At 61.5% G+C, this 13,291-nt stretch carries 14 protein-coding genes; 8 read left to right on the top strand and 6 right to left on the bottom strand.

What is annotated here, in order from left to right:
- The 3 genes from SM191_RS18590 to SM191_RS18580 all read left to right on the top strand — a co-directional run.
- Positions 1-663: hypothetical protein (locus tag SM191_RS18590; RefSeq protein WP_341507507.1), on the top strand; the 663-nt coding region annotated here is incomplete at its 5' end.
- A 64-nt stretch (positions 664-727) separates the two neighbouring features.
- Positions 728-1,540, top strand: coding sequence for a hypothetical protein (locus tag SM191_RS18585; protein ID WP_341507506.1), 813 nt, complete (start codon positions 728-730; stop codon positions 1,538-1,540).
- A gap of 755 nt (positions 1,541-2,295) precedes the next feature.
- Entirely contained in the window at positions 2,296-2,949 is a 654-nt protein-coding gene (locus tag SM191_RS18580; protein ID WP_341507505.1) for a DMP19 family protein, read from the top strand.
- 205 nt (positions 2,950-3,154) lie between these two features.
- On the opposite strand, the gene SM191_RS18575 is transcribed toward SM191_RS18580, so the two are convergent.
- Positions 3,155-4,501, bottom strand: a complete 1,347-nt coding sequence (locus SM191_RS18575) for a hypothetical protein (protein ID WP_341507504.1) — start codon at positions 4,499-4,501, stop codon at positions 3,155-3,157.
- A gap of 66 nt (positions 4,502-4,567) precedes the next feature.
- On the opposite strand from SM191_RS18575, the gene SM191_RS18570 reads away from it, so the two are divergent.
- Complete coding sequence (locus SM191_RS18570; protein WP_341507503.1) at positions 4,568-5,272, top strand: response regulator; 705 nt, start codon at positions 4,568-4,570, stop codon at positions 5,270-5,272.
- A 26-nt stretch (positions 5,273-5,298) separates the two neighbouring features.
- Entirely contained in the window at positions 5,299-6,633 is a 1,335-nt protein-coding gene (locus SM191_RS18565; protein WP_341507502.1) for a sensor histidine kinase, read from the top strand.
- Between the two features lie 143 nt (positions 6,634-6,776).
- On the opposite strand, the gene trpS is transcribed toward SM191_RS18565, so the two are convergent.
- The 4 genes from trpS to SM191_RS18545 form a co-directional block, all read right to left on the bottom strand.
- Positions 6,777-7,787, bottom strand: coding sequence for a tryptophan--tRNA ligase (trpS, locus tag SM191_RS18560; protein ID WP_341507501.1), 1,011 nt, complete (start codon positions 7,785-7,787; stop codon positions 6,777-6,779).
- A gap of 303 nt (positions 7,788-8,090) precedes the next feature.
- Positions 8,091-8,951: a class A beta-lactamase gene (gene bla, locus SM191_RS18555; RefSeq protein ID WP_341507500.1), complete on the bottom strand. Its 861-nt coding sequence runs from the start codon at positions 8,949-8,951 to the stop codon at positions 8,091-8,093.
- Between the two features lie 50 nt (positions 8,952-9,001).
- Positions 9,002-10,582, bottom strand: coding sequence for a serine hydrolase (locus SM191_RS18550; RefSeq protein WP_341507499.1), 1,581 nt, complete (start codon positions 10,580-10,582; stop codon positions 9,002-9,004).
- Positions 10,583-11,194: 612 nt separating this feature from the next.
- Complete coding sequence (locus SM191_RS18545; protein WP_341507498.1) at positions 11,195-11,470, bottom strand: hypothetical protein; 276 nt, start codon at positions 11,468-11,470, stop codon at positions 11,195-11,197.
- A 225-nt stretch (positions 11,471-11,695) separates the two neighbouring features.
- Here SM191_RS18545 and SM191_RS18540 point away from each other — a divergent pair, with 225 nt between their 5' ends.
- Genes SM191_RS18540 through SM191_RS18530 form a run of 3 tightly spaced genes read left to right on the top strand, consistent with a single transcriptional unit; the run spans position 11,696 to position 12,842 of the window.
- A complete protein-coding gene (locus SM191_RS18540) occupies positions 11,696-12,004 on the top strand; it encodes a type II toxin-antitoxin system TacA family antitoxin (protein ID WP_341507497.1) in 309 nt (102 codons plus the stop codon).
- Complete coding sequence (locus SM191_RS18535; RefSeq protein WP_341507496.1) at positions 12,001-12,561, top strand: GNAT family N-acetyltransferase; 561 nt, start codon at positions 12,001-12,003, stop codon at positions 12,559-12,561. Before SM191_RS18540 ends, SM191_RS18535 begins: the two co-directional genes overlap by 4 nt.
- Positions 12,558-12,842, top strand: coding sequence for a hypothetical protein (locus SM191_RS18530; protein ID WP_341507495.1), 285 nt, complete (start codon positions 12,558-12,560; stop codon positions 12,840-12,842). Before SM191_RS18535 ends, SM191_RS18530 begins: the two co-directional genes overlap by 4 nt.
- A 122-nt stretch (positions 12,843-12,964) precedes the next feature.
- On the opposite strand, the gene SM191_RS18525 is transcribed toward SM191_RS18530, so the two are convergent.
- A partial coding sequence (locus SM191_RS18525; protein ID WP_341507494.1) for a DUF6118 family protein occupies positions 12,965-13,291 on the bottom strand: 327 nt, incomplete at its 5' end.

The raw sequence follows: 13,291 nt of genomic DNA, 5'->3' as shown, positions 1-13,291 counted from the left end.
CCACCCCCATTCAGGGCTCAAAATGCGTTCGCCGCGCGAGCATCGCGCACTGGTTTCTGCAACCGCTTGAACCCGTCCGGTGAAACGGGGGCCAGATCAATCCCTCAGCGGCAGAAAGATAGACCTTTCCACCTCTCTCCGTCGCAATCGCAGGACCACCGCAACGCCGAGCTTGCAGGCTCCAACACCAGCCGGAATAGTGTTCCTCCTACAAGGAGGAATGAGATGGGGACACTCGGGATTCTCGCCGCGATCGGTATAATCGGAACGAGCATGGCAACCTCGCCAGCCGGAGCGCAGCGAACGAAGGCAGCGCCCGCGAAACAAGCCAAAGCAGCAACTCCGCAGAAATCGACCGTTGTTAAAATCCATTGCGAATGGGCAGATTTCGAGTTTGCACCTGACAGCAACGTGGCTGACGTGGTGGATCGTGACTTTAAAGATGCCGTGAAAACGACCGTTGCCGAACTGAAGGTTTCGCCGAAGGCATACGTAATATCTTGGGATCGATCCCTATACGAAATGCTCGGACTTCGAACACTCCGGCATCGCTACCTCATCAATCGAGAAACCGGTGAGGCCAAAATTGAGACAACTGATGAGCAGCTAGGTATGCCCACTATTCCCGGTAACCACGATCAAAAATGCACAATAACCAGCTAATTTTTAAGCTGGGTGACAAAAACCCACTCACGGCATCAATGCCTTCCACCCACGAATTATCGAGGTGACTGTGACGGATGCAAATTTTGGAACACCGCGTCCTATCGGTACGGACCTGCCCGACAATCAATTGTTCCTACTGGTCGATCCAGCCGACGCATTCACTGCGGCACATGCCCGCCTCACCAGCGCTAGTGAGGCGGCGATCGCCAAGGCCAACCAGCGTGACAAGCGCATGGTCACCATACCTGCGGGCGTTGCCCTCGTGGTGCTGCTCTACTGCGTCCTTCACGGCTACCTCATCTCAGGCGTCATCCTGGCGGGACTTGTCGGATGGGGTGCGTTCTGGGTGGCGATCATGGTGGGGGCAGCCATCCGCGAACCTGCCAGGTCAGTGGGCCAGCTTGCCGCAGCGGGTGCCGAAGAGGTGAAGCTGGCGCTGTCAGGTGCGAACCGTGGTCGATATCAATGGATTGGCCGCGGCACGGATTTCGTCGGCGTGTTCCCGGATGCGGGACTGGCCTACTATTTCGGCCCGGCGACCCGCTGGCGGCATTTAATCCTAGCCGGCCGACAGACCATTCGTCAGGTTCGGGTCAACGCGACGACGCAAGTCAGTCAGACTTCTACCAGCACCACCCGCCATAGTCGACGCTTCGCTGTCGCACCGACCCGCAACGTCGCGGTGCTCTCCAAAGGCAAATCGACCACGACACACGCGACATTGACATCCACGCACACCAGTCATGTGCTGGAGATACAATATCAGACGGCACCGGGAACGTCTCCGGCATGGCTGTCGGTTAACTTCGCCGAGGACGGACGGTTGGCTGAAGACTGGCGGCTGATGATCTCCCAGATCGCAGGATTGGCATAGCTGTCCGAACCGGTAACATGTCCTCCTGTTGCGCCACACTTGGCGTAGCTCCTGGTCGAACCAGTTTTCGGCATCCTCAAGCGGACCGAGCGTTGAGCGAAACTCGAAACAGGCCGCCCCGCCCCGGTTCAGAACCCAACGATGGAATGCTCTGAAGGAAGGCATCTCGGCAGAGTCAGGCTGCACGCCGTGCGCAGCGGCCCAGTCGTGCGTGAGCTGCCGGATCGCACGCTCTGCCTCCGGTCTTTTCACCGTTCCTGAGATGGCCCCCTAATTGACCTGACAGGGTCTCGCTCTTGGATAAGAGTGAGTCATATGACTGAGCATACGACCAGGCGTTACAACGACGGCGAGGTCCTCCGGGGGTATGACATAGAACGGGCACGAAACTAGGGGTCCGGTGAGAGAAAGGTCGAAATCGTACGCTAAGCCTACCGTCTGCGGTGCATAGACAGCGTGACGGGTTAGGTGACGCGGATCGCCCGCGACCGAGCAACGCCAACGACCGTCACCCAAACCCTCGTTTGCGGAGCGTCCCGTTTCTCCATGTCCAACGGGCAATTTCGGGAAAACTCATTCGGGAACACATTTCGGGAAAGCCGCCTCCTGCGACGCACGGGATTGGCCGAAACTTTCCGCCGTCTCCCTCAACCTTCGTTTGTGGGAAGGGTGGCGGCGCTTAAGGTTCAGGTCAGATGGTATGTTTTCCTCGGGCATGACATAGCCCATCGGGATCATTGGTTAGGATGCCGCGCATGTCCGGTTGCCGGATCGAACACATACTGATTACGCGGAGCGAGGCTGTCGATGCGGATCCATCGTCGGCTTGTTCTTGCATCGGTCTCTTCATCGAAGAAGCAATTGAACGCGGCTACGAAGAGCATGAGCTTCCACTCGATGCAATGCGATTTGCAGCGTTGTTGGACTATCACGGCGAGGTCATGAACGGTGGACACGCGCAGTATTACATGAATAAAGATGAAGACCTGACAAACTTGCAGGCGGCATCAGAAATGCTGAGCCGGATCGGTTTGCCGCAGCACGCCGGGTTGATCGGTCAGTACAGCAAGATCTCCTCAGATAGCGAGGATCGCATTCACGAGATATATGGCGAGGGTTCTTCTGATTATTATCAAAAGGTCGCCGAGATATTTTATGGAATAGATGACAAATTCGTTGAATTAGAAAATAGCGAAGGCACTCTTTTAACACATCTCCACGATTGGGTTTTACAGCAAAGCTGGGTTGTCGTAGCTGATGCTGAAGGTCCGGCTAGCGTTGATTGGATACGGCGCGCGATCCCGGACCCGCCATCGCGCGATGAACGTATGGCTGCGCGCTTCAGACGCCGCCACGCCGAAAACCACGGTTTTAATCTGGCTCTCATCCATAAGGTCTGGCGCCGCTGATCCTCCGGCGGTGTTCTACTTGCCGGCAAGCCTTCCCGTTTGATCCTGACCAACAGATTTTGGGAAGACTGAAACATTCCCGAAACTCGATCCCAATGGGAATGCCTGCGCCGTCTTGCTGGCCTTTCCTTCTGGGAAAGCCACGGGTGTGTCGCTGGTGGTTTTCAATGGTTGAAGGCCAAGATTGTGCCAGAGGAAGTAATCGTCATCGACGTCGGACGCTGTCGTTCGACACGATCCAGCCCGGCGAAAGCTTGAGGCTCCATCCCGCTCCGGCATAGTCGTTGCCATGTGCGCTGCCGGGACCGGCGATCGATGCCGACTTCCAGTCCTGCGCGATCAGTACGCCTTGCTCGACCGTCAGTGTGCCCCAGGCGTCGCGGATGGTGGCTGTCGGATAGACGGTGCCTGATGGCGGCAGCGTGAAGACGTTCTGCGGACTGAACTCGATCTGCATATCGATCAGCGGCAGCCGTATGACCGGTCCATCGATCAGCGCAGCCCGCCAGTGTGCGGCCTGGCGCGCATGGGCCTCTGCCTTCGCCGTTTCTTCCGACCGGATGTCGGCAAAGCCGTAACGATCGCGGACCGCCTCTACCGCCGGCAAGGCACCGTCACCAATGGCATGATGCAGCAATACCCCCAGATCGCTATCCGGTCGCAAGCCGTTCCGCCATCCTGGAGACAGCCGGTCGAGCAACAGACCATAGGCGGGGCCGGACGCATAGGCGAAGCTGCGCACATATCCGTCGCGCCGGTCGTAATCGGTTAGCGTGCCGATCGTCGAAGCCACGGCATCCTTGCCGGCGCCGAGGCGCTTGCCAGTATATTCGGCAATCCCTTCGTTGATCTCCAGCGCGTTCTCCCGCCCGGTCGCCTCGATCGCCAGACTGCGCCGGAGCGCGCGAAACGCCAGCGCATCACGGATCGCCGCGCGTTGCGGCTCGCCTTGCGTTCGCAGTGCCCGGGCCAGCGCTCGCCATTCGAGGCGCAGGAGTAGACGCCCGTCGCGTGTATCGAGATGATCCGGCAGAACTGCCACCGGCGGGGGAAGGCGATCGGGCTGGATGCGGTGGAATGCCTCGTGCATCAGCAAGGTCTCGCGTCGGTCGCGATCGGAGGGCAATGGCAACAGAACCATCGTCCAACGGGTGCCTGCCCAGTCGATCGCGGTGTTCGCCATGCCGATGCCCTGAGGCAGCGTCCCGATAAACAGCGCGCCCGAGGCTCGCAGATCATGGCCGGTAGTATCCCTGTCGGCGTAAACCGCCCGTGTCTCGGGATCGACCAGCATGATCGGCCCGCACAGGCTCCTGCCCCACAAGCGTCCGCCATCGCGATGGCACAGGATGTGATATTCCGTGATGGCGTAGCTGGCGGCCTTGGCTTGCTGTGTGGATAGAGGCTGCGCCGGCGCGGAGGTGGAAAGGAGGCATTCCGCTATCACGCCGATCGTAAGCCACAGACGACGATGATGCTTGATGGGCATTGTGTGCGATCCCTGCCTTGACTGCGAGGAGGGCTTTCTGGCGGGCGAACGTATCGCCTTCATGGCCTCTTTGTATCCCGGACGGCGATCATGACATGAACGCGATACGATCCGTCGATAAGAGAGGGCATGACGAACAGCGTGGCGCGGATCATCGTAGTGGAGGACGACGACAGCGTGCGCGACGCAATCGTCGGCTATCTGTCGCGACATGATTTCGACGTCACGGGCGTCCCCGATGCGCGAGGCTTCGATGCACTGGCGGACGGCCCCCGTGCCGACCTGATCGTTCTCGACGTGATGCTGCCGGGAGAGGACGGGCTGTCGCTTTGCCGCAGATTGCGTGATGCGGCTCCTCCCATCCTGATGCTCAGCGCGCTGGGGGATACGACGGACCGTATCGTCGGGCTGGAGATCGGTGCGGCGGATTATCTGGCCAAACCCTTCGATCCGCGTGAGTTGCTCGCCCGCATCCGAGCGATCCTCCGGCGTGAAGCTGCGCCGGTCACGCCATCCCCTCAATCCTATCACTTCGACGAATGGCTGTTCGAGCCGGATAGCGCACGCCTCACCGCACCGGACGGCGCGCCCGTGTCGCTAACCGCGGGCGAACTGCGGATGCTGCTCGCGTTCGTCCGGCACCCGGCACAAGTTCTCGGTCGCGATCGGCTGCTCGATCTGACCCATGGCGCGGATGACGGTCCCTTCGACCGGGCGGTCGATCTGGCGGTCAGCCGATTGCGACGGCGATTGTCCGACGCGGGTGGGACAAGCCTGATCGAAACCGTGCGTGGGCTCGGCTATCGGTTTCGGGCCTCAGTTACCCGTCGATGAGGTGGTCGCCATCCATCCTGGTCCAAGTGGCGACGCTGGCGCTGACCACGCTGGTGCTCGCGTTCGCCCTAAGCCTGAGCATCGTGTTGCTGACGCCCACCCCTGCGCCGGTGCGGATGACGGTTCGCGATGCAGCAAGGATATTGGGAGGCGAGCGGAATGGCGCCTTCAGTTTGACGATCCGGTCGGCGCCGCCCGCTGCGCCCCGGGTGGTGGAGGTCGAGGCTTCGCTGGCGCGGATGTTGCGAGTCCGGCCTGATCGGGTTCGCGCGCGCTGGCTCGACAGCGATGGTGCCGGCAAGGGCAACGCGACAGGGCAAAGCGTCATTCTGGTCGGTGACAGGACGTTGCTCGTCGACAGCGGTGCCGGCGGGTTTCGGATGCGGTTCGGCGCAAATGTGCGGATTGGCCCGGACGTGGAGATGCCCGCGTTCGAAGCAGCCGTTCGGCAGGACGATGGCCGTTGGCGCACCGTCACTCCGACCGATCGGCAACTTGCGGCGTGGCGACTGCGGCTGTTTGTGGCGTTCGGCCTGGCCCTGATGTTTTCCGCGGTCCCGGTATGGATCGCAGCGCGTCGGCTGTCGATTCCGGTACGCAATCTGGCGGAAAGTGCAGCGCGGAGCGACCTGGTCAGCCAACCGCCGTTTCAAGATGACGGCCCGGCCGAGATCAGAGCGGTCGCCGCAGCGATGAACGCCATGCACCAGCGCCTTGCCGATCAGGCAGAAGAGCGCTTCCAAGCGTTCGCCGCTATAGCGCACGACCTTCGCACGCCCCTGACCGGGCTGCGCATCCGTGCGGAACTGGCACCACCCGGCGAACGCGAGCGCATGATCCATGACCTCGACCAGATGGCGGCGATGATCGGCGAGGTGCTCGGCTTTGCGCAGATCGATCGGCATCGATTGCGTCCCCAGCACACCGATCTTGTCGCCTTTCTCACCGCAATCCGGGATGATCGACGTTCGCTGGACCAGGACGTCGAGCTGGCCGGCCAGCTCAATGATGGCTGGGCCATGGTAGACAAACCTCTCCTGCACCGCGCGCTCGACAACCTCATCGACAATGCCCTGCGCTATGCGGGGAATGCCATCCTGTCGGTCGAGGATCGCGACACGCAGGTGTGCATCCATGTTGATGATTCCGGGCCGGGCATCCCTCTGAACGACGTCGGTGGCATCGTCGCACCATTCAAGAGGCTGGAACCATCGCGAAGCCGCGCGACAGGTGGGGTAGGCCTCGGCCTAGCGATCGCGGATCGTGTCGCCGTCGCGCATGGCGGCAGGCTGATATTGGACAACCGCCAACCGCATGGCCTCCGCGCAACGCTCAGTCTCCCGTCACGCCCTTTCGCTTAGCGTACGCTCGTGAGGACGTTCTGCGATGACCTCAATCATGGGTTTTGAGAAAGCCATCGCATTCTCGATATTCGATCCTCATGGGAACGGCCGGAGCACCTAGCCGGCCGTTCGCAATCGGGAAGGCTCAACACCCGCGTGTCCTACAGCCGAAATAGGTTCAGTCCCTCGATGATTTCCATCTTGGTCTGCTCCGTGACTTGGCGACCCCTCTCCGCACCGGCCCGCAGTATGTCCATGATGGTGTCGGGATCGGCGGCAAGCTCCGACCGCCGGTCACGGATCGGGGCAATGATCGATTGAAGGATGCCAGTGAGACGGCGTTTCAGCACCATGTCGCCCAGACCGCCGCGTCGATAGTCCGCCTTCAACTCGGCAACCGCTTCCGCGTCGGGATCGAATGCATCGAGGTAGGTGAACACCACGTTACCCTCGACCTGCCCCGGATCAGATGCGCGAAGGTGGTTCGGGTCCGTATACATGCGCTGCACCGCCGTCGCGATTTCCGCATCGCTGGCGGATAGCGGTATCGCATTACCCTGCGACTTGCTCATCTTCGCCTTGCCGTCCACCCCGGGCAGCCTGCCCGTCGTCGGGATCAGCGCTTTTGCCTCGGGCAAGAGCGCCCGCCCGATCTGGCGGTTGAGACGGCGGACCAGTTCGTTGGTCTGCTTGATGATCGGTGCCTGGTCCTCCCCGACCGGAACCACCGTGGCCTTGAAGGCCGTAATGTCGGCCGCCTGTGCCGCCGGGTAGCAGAGGAAGCCGGCGGGGATGTCCCGGCCGAAGCCGCGCGCCTGTATCTCATCCTTGATGGTCGGATTGCGTTCGAGCCGCGCGACCGACACGAAGTTGAGGTAGAGAAGCGTCAGCTCGGCCAATGCCGGCAATGCGGATTGCAGGCAGATCGTGGACAGGGACGGGTCGATGCCAACGGCGAGGTAATCGGTCGCGACCTCCATCACGCTGCGGCGAACCTTGCCGGGATGATCGGCATTGTCGGTCAGGGCCTGGGAGTCGGCGAGCAGCACATATTGCTGATGGGTATGTTGCAGCTCCACACGGTTGCGAAGCGAACCGACATAGTGCCCGAGGTGCAGTGCACCGGTCGTGCGGTCGCCGGTTAGGATAACCGGACGGGAGGTAGATCGCATGGGGGCAACTCTCCAAAGGGTTGCCGCTGCTGTCGTCGGGAGTGCTTGTAACCTGGCCGCCGAGAGCAGCGGCCGGGTCAAAAGGGTATGACAGGCCGCGCTTAGATCGCGGGCCACCAGCGTTGCGAGATGATCGTCATCCGGTTTGTCATGCCAGCTTCATAGCGGACCGATGCAGCCAGCGAAAGCAGCCGGATCGTCTCATGCGCATGAGTATCGAGACGCGCACTACGTTCTCCTTTCTCGATCCCAACGGGAATGCTTTGGCCGTTTCGATCACCCCCACATCGGGGGTATGCAGGCTTAGGCTAACGTGGAAGCAACGAGCCGGCCGATGCCCGCGAACGCCCTGTCGAACTGCTTCTCTGTGGGTTTGCCTCCGCGTGTATAGACCGCGATGACGATCGGCGCGTCGGGCGTGGGCCAGGCGACCGCGATGTCACCGGCCATGTCGCGGCCGCTGTGACCGGTCTTGTTGCCGATCCGCCAGCTTTTGGGCAGGCCGCCGCGCAGTCGGGGATTGGTCTGGTTGCCGATCAGCCAGCGCGTCAGCAACGCCTTCGACCGATCGGATAGCACGTCGCCAAGAACCACCTTTTGCAGTGTGGCGGCCATCGCGGCCGGCGTTGTCGAGTCATCCGGCCCACCGGACGGCACGCGGTCGAGCGCGGGTTCGTAGTGATCGATCCGCGTCGCCATGTCGCCGATCGAACGCAGGTACGCGGTCAGTGCAGCCGGACCGCCGGACCTGGCCATCAGCAGGTTGGCGCACACCCCATCGCTGATCTCGACCGCGGCCTTGCACATCGCCTCGACCGTCATGGCGCCTTTCGCGAGGTTCTCCTTCGCGATCGGCCCCCACAGGTCCAGCGTATCCTTCGCCGTGTAGGGAACGAGCGCGTCGAGCCTCTCTTCACCGCGATCGACCCGCGCCAGCACGAAGGCGGCGAGTGACGCCTTGTAGGAACTGCAGGTAATGAACCGCTCGTCGGCGCGCCACGAGAGGGTTTTGCCGGTGCGCACGTTCACGGCATAAACGCCGATCCGCCCTCCGGACGCCCGTTCATACGCTTCGATGGGATCGACAACGGTCGATCGCCCGAAGGCGGGCCAGCACGCAAGCGCGGGAATGCTCAAGGCCAGGGCGCGTCTCGTCAGGTTCATCCTCGGATACCTTCGTTTTCTGATGACGTCGATAGGATAAGGGTGGCAGATTAGCGACGAAGCGGTGCTTGCAGGCGCTTCAGCGCGTCGACAGCATAGGTGTTGGTCGGATCGAGTGCCAGCGACTGGCGGAACAGTTTGACCGCCTGTTTCGGATCGCCCTCAGCGACCGCGATATCTGCCAACCCGTCATGGCTGTAGGCGGACTTGGAATAAACCGTCAGATTGAAGCGGAAGATCGCCTTCGCATCCGCGTAGCGGTGCGCTTCGTACAAATCGTATCCCAACCCCACCAGCGCGTCGTCGCTGAAGTCGAGCTCTGCTCCCGATCGTTTCAGTTCTCCGTAGTGAGCGATGGCGCCGGCCACGCCGTCGCGGTCGATCCGGTCCCACAATATCTCGCGGAGTTGCGCGACCGGCAGCGTCACCGGCTGACCGAAGGCGATGGCGGCCATCGCGTTACCGACCTTGCCTGCCGAGGCGCGGTCGCTGTTGCTCAGCACGATCGCGGTGACGTCATCGGCGGGGAAACGGATGATGTACGTCGAGAAGCCGTTGTCGCTGCCCGAATGGTCCATTTCGTGCCGGCCGAACCGTTCGGCAATCCGCCACCCGAAGCCATAATTGCCCTTGCCCGGCGTGAACATCGCGTCGAGCGACGCCTGGCCGACCAGCTTTCCCGGCACAAGCGCGCGGTCCCACAGCAGCAGGTCGCCCACCGTCGAATACAGCCCGCCGGCGGCATAGCCGACCGTGCGGCTGATGATCGGCGCATTGATGAAGGTGGTGCCGAGCGAGTAATAGCCGGACGCACGATGCGGGATCAGGGCACGGGTGTCGTCGTCGCCGCTGTGTGTCATGCCGAGTGGCACCAGAATGCGTTGTTTCACATAGGTGCCCCAGCCCATCCCCGATGCGCGCTCGATGATGAGGCCGAGCAGGTGATAACCGGAGTTGGAATAGTCGTATTTCTCGCCCGGCGCGAACTTGAGCGGCAGATCACGGAATAGCGCGACCAGCTCGGCAGGCTTGTAGTCGCGACGCGATAACACCTCGTCCCATTCGGGCAGGCTGGAGAAGTTGGGGATGCCAGAGGTATGGTTCAGCAACTGGCGGATCGTGATCGGCTTCCACGCGGCCGGGCAGTCGGTCAGGTATCGGCAGATCGGATCGTCGACCTTGAGCTTTCCCTGCTCCTGAAGCTGCATGATCGCCATCGCCGTGAATTGCTTGGTGATCGAGGCGAGACGGAACACCGTATCGGCGCCATTGGGCACGCCTAACTCGTAATTGGCCATGCCGTAGCTGCGCAGGAACACCGGCTTACCGTTCCGTGCCAGGAGCACGGTGCCGGAGAATTGCTCGTTCCGGGTCGCGGCGGTGAGATAGGCATCCAGCGCCTGGTCCAAGGCTTTTCCGGCCGGGGCGAATGTCGACGACCCAGCTTTTACAGGAGCCTGTGATGCCGCAGGCATCGCGGTAAGGGCGAGCCCGAGCGAGCCGGTGAAAGTGATCAATCCCGCAAGCGTGTTGCGGGGCATGAGCAGGGGAAGCGGCACCGAATTCGATTCCGCCTGCTTCGGTATCAGCCAACCGCAAAGTTGGCTGACCTGCGTCACCTGCCGCAGCACATGATGGCGTGTGTTATTCATATGCTACAGCTACGGGAATGGCTGCCAAGCCGCAACTGGGCTTTTCCCCGACTGTGGATCAAACGAATTTGAGACCGGAAACGAGATTCCCGCTCATCCATCCCAAACGGGACGGTGGCGGGGCTTAGCGTACGATTTTGCCTATCCTCTCACCGGACCCCAAACTACGCTTTGCCTGTCAGAAAACCCATGCAGGGCCATTGCTGCACATGCCGGCTATCCGACAGGGATATCCTGTGAGGATCGTCAAAATGTCGCAGATGCTGCCGCTGCCCACTGTCCTGCCTGATAGCGTTGCGGGCGGTAGTCAGCCGCACGTCGCGCAGCCGGGCCGAGGCTTCGGCTGAAGCCGCTGCGGCGACCGACAATGTTGCCTTGTGGCGATGCCCGGATTTGCCAGAGGCGGGCGAAGTGCGGGTCCATACCCTTGAGGATGTATCGCTTGGCACCGACGACACCATAGATGCGACGATGCTTTATCGCTGCGGGGCTGGTGATCGGCCCTGCGGTAGCCGTCACCCATTCGGGTACCAGACGCCAGAACTCGCGGATCAGCCCCTTCGGGACATGAACCAGCCAATGGACCGCGATCTACCGCCCGCCCGCCTCGAACGCATAGACATAGGCCGGTGCCACGCCTTTCCTGTTTTTGGGATGCCGGCGCAACCAACGAGCGAACCAGTCCGACAGGAGGTCGCGAAATGCGGCCGTCGCGTCATCGGCCGGGCACTGCGTCTTGGAATAGTTGATGGTGACGAACTGGTTCAGCGGACAGCCGATCCGTTCGGCCAGTCGCGTTGCATGATGGATGTTTGCCGCCGGCTTTCTTCCGATTTGTGCGGTTACCCGCTTGCTGCTGCCTTCCACGATACTGCCTCTCCAGCCGTTCTCTCCCTGTTCCTATCTCAGCCATTTATACTATTGAAGCGCAAGGTGACCAGAAACGCGACGCGCCCGCCACATGAAGTGAGAAAGCCAGGCCCTTGCTCCTGCATCCCGCGCTTGCGGTACTAGATTGAATGGCCTTCAACCTTTTGTTGAAATGTACGTCGCTAAGATGTACATAAAGCATTGGGTTGAATGAGGTGTGCCATGCTTGGCTTTCAGGATCAGGTCGGTGCGATCGAGGAGCGCAGCAGCGAACGGATGAACTTCCGTACCAAGCCGCGCATCAAACAGGCGATCCAGCAGGCTGCGGCCCTCTCTGGCGTGGACGATTCCGTCTTCACGATGAATGCTGCCTATCGGTCAGCGATGGAGACGATCGCGGCGCACGAACGCACCACCTTGCAGCCGGTCGATCATGCGCGCTTCTTTGCGGCACTCGACACGCCCCCGGCACCCACCGATCGACTTTGGGCAGCATTCGCGCGGCATCGTGAGACGATCGTCAGCAGGTGACAGCGACAGAGGACGCAAAGCCCTACACCATCGAACCGCTCGATCCTGCCAGGCACGATCGGGCGGCTTTTTCCTGTGGCATCCCGCAGGTCGACAATTTCTTTCGTCGAACCGCCAACAAGCTCGCCAAGGCGGATAACGTCCGCACGTTCGTGATGGTCGGCCGGGAAGGTGAGCTGATCGGCTTCTATGCCGCCAATGCCCACGCGATCGACTATACCGAACTACCCGAGCGGTTCGCCCGCAACCGGCCTTTCCACGGCAGTATCCCGGCCGCCTATATCTCGATGATCGGTGTCGACAGCCGCTATCAGGGACAGGGATATGGTGGCGATCTGCTGGTTGATTGCCTCAGGCGTCTGGCCTTGGCGGCCGATGCGCTGGGCATTGCCGTCGTCATGCTGGACGTGCTTGACTGCGGCGATCCCGAGAAAGTGTCAAAGCGCCTGGCGCTCTACATCAGTTACGGGTTCGAGCCGTTGCCCTCCAATGGCTTGCGATTGTTCCTGCCGATCGCAACGGTTCGGGCGCTCACGGAAGCGGAGACGGTCAAATGAGCGAACGAACATGGCAACTGGCGATGTCCGGGCATGGACTGGAGCATGTCACCGCGGATACCCGGCATGACATGGAACGTCTGCTCGATCTGATGCCGGGCATTACCCACCTGACGGTCGAGGTTGGCAATGATCGCATCCATGTGATGCGGGGCTGGCCAAGCGACAGAATGGCTGAGGCCGAAAACCTGCTTCGCCGTATCGCCAGCGCTGACGGCATCTTGGCGATCGTTGTTCCCGGAGCGAATGGGGTGGCATCCAGACGCATCACGGCCGATTGACCCTCCCGCGGCATGGGCAACGCCCTTGCCCGGTGGTGACAATCGCTCCCCTTTGAAAATGCGCGTACCTGTACGCAGGCGATATTGAACGACCGGCCTGCCCTGCCGGTCCAGCCACGCGGTTACGTGCCCGATCGCTCCGACGCGATGCGTATCGTGCATCGAACCGGTTCACCTGCCTTCGCCGCTGTCTTCCGACATCCCTCGATCGTCTTGCGGTTATCCCGCATCACGTTCCAGCCTTCGACCAGCGCATTCCAGCTCTCGGGTGAATCCACGATCAGCAGATGCCGGCCTGCCTCCCACATCGACATGCGAAGCGTCCGCGCCGCCATCTTCTCCGGCCATTGCGTAAGCGTCCGGTGAGCCGCGTGTTGCCGCGCTCGACGTAGCCGTGGATGTCCGTACCTGTCGTGGTCTCCTTCTGGAGTCCGGAAGGAGGTCAGGAG

It is taken from the genome of Sphingomonas sp. 2378 (genome assembly GCF_038084995.1).
GTDB lineage: Bacteria > Pseudomonadota > Alphaproteobacteria > Sphingomonadales > Sphingomonadaceae > Sphingomonas.
The sequence above is the reverse complement of the archived record's forward strand: the minus strand, read 5'-3'. Positions and strand labels throughout refer to the sequence as shown.

What these genes read in the sequence shown, in the direction of transcription:
- SM191_RS18580 (WP_341507505.1), top strand. Translation starts at nt 2,296, where the DNA reads ATGTCCGGTTGCCGGATCGAACACATACTGATTACGCGGAGCGAGGCT.
- SM191_RS18575 (WP_341507504.1), bottom strand. Translation starts at nt 4,501, where the DNA reads ATGAAGGCGATACGTTCGCCCGCCAGAAAGCCCTCCTCGCAGTCAAGG.
- SM191_RS18570 (WP_341507503.1), top strand. Translation starts at nt 4,568, where the DNA reads ATGACGAACAGCGTGGCGCGGATCATCGTAGTGGAGGACGACGACAGC.
- trpS (WP_341507501.1), bottom strand. Translation starts at nt 7,787, where the DNA reads ATGCGATCTACCTCCCGTCCGGTTATCCTAACCGGCGACCGCACGACC.
- bla (WP_341507500.1), bottom strand. Translation starts at nt 8,951, where the DNA reads ATGAACCTGACGAGACGCGCCCTGGCCTTGAGCATTCCCGCGCTTGCG.
- SM191_RS18540 (WP_341507497.1), top strand. Translation starts at nt 11,696, where the DNA reads ATGCTTGGCTTTCAGGATCAGGTCGGTGCGATCGAGGAGCGCAGCAGC.
- SM191_RS18530 (WP_341507495.1), top strand. Translation starts at nt 12,558, where the DNA reads ATGAGCGAACGAACATGGCAACTGGCGATGTCCGGGCATGGACTGGAG.